Below are 759 nucleotides of genomic sequence, written 5' to 3'. Positions count from 1 at the left end.
GTATAAATTTCAACATAATATAATTCTATCATATTATGTTAAAGCTATTTAATCTCTTTTAATACATTAACATTACTGAAAAATAAAAGAATCTTCATTTCTGAAAGCTCTTATGATTACTTTAATTTTAATCTTTATTTTATTATTAAATCAGTATAATTAACTAATAAACAAATTGGAATTTTTAAAACTATTTCACTTTGAATAATTTCCAAATCCAATAAAGTAAATTACCAAATATAACTATAAAAAATATAGGTAAAAACAATACAGATAATTCAAATGCTAATGCTGTCTGCACTGTAAAATACATAAATACACACACTAATATAAATTTTATTGTACTTATAAGATGCAATATGATAGCATAAACTCGTTCTTTATTTTCTTCTGTAACTTTAACTCCAGTATTCCATACTTGTGGAAATTTTTCAATAATTGCAAAAAAAATATACATAATCCATGCACTAATAGGTAAAATAATTATTTCTAATTTTGAACCCCATCTATCAATGTTTCCTGCAAAATCATGATGCATAGGTACTTTATCTGGAATTTTAGACCAAATGACTATAAGAAATAAACTTATGCTAATTAAAATTATCAGACATAATACATTCAATATAATATCAAATTTTTCTCTTTTAATTTTCATTAGACTTGCCTCCCTATTAAATTTCTAAAATACCGGCACAAGAAGATATTTGTATATATTTTGCATTTATATTTTTTTCATGTAATGATGAAAGTACTTTATCT

General features: G+C 22.3%; 1 protein-coding gene. It reads right to left on the bottom strand.

All coding sequences use genetic code 11. The features are described from left to right. Positions 1-190 precede the first annotated feature (190 nt). Complete coding sequence (locus GBZ86_RS16425) at positions 191-655, bottom strand: DUF1648 domain-containing protein (RefSeq protein ID WP_152892450.1); 465 nt, start codon at positions 653-655, stop codon at positions 191-193. Positions 656-759: the final 104 nt, after the last annotated feature.

The sequence above is a fragment of the Clostridium tarantellae genome (assembly GCF_009295725.1).
GTDB lineage: Bacteria > Bacillota > Clostridia > Clostridiales > Clostridiaceae > Sarcina > Sarcina tarantellae.
The sequence above is the reverse complement of the archived record's forward strand: the minus strand, read 5'-3'. Positions and strand labels throughout refer to the sequence as shown.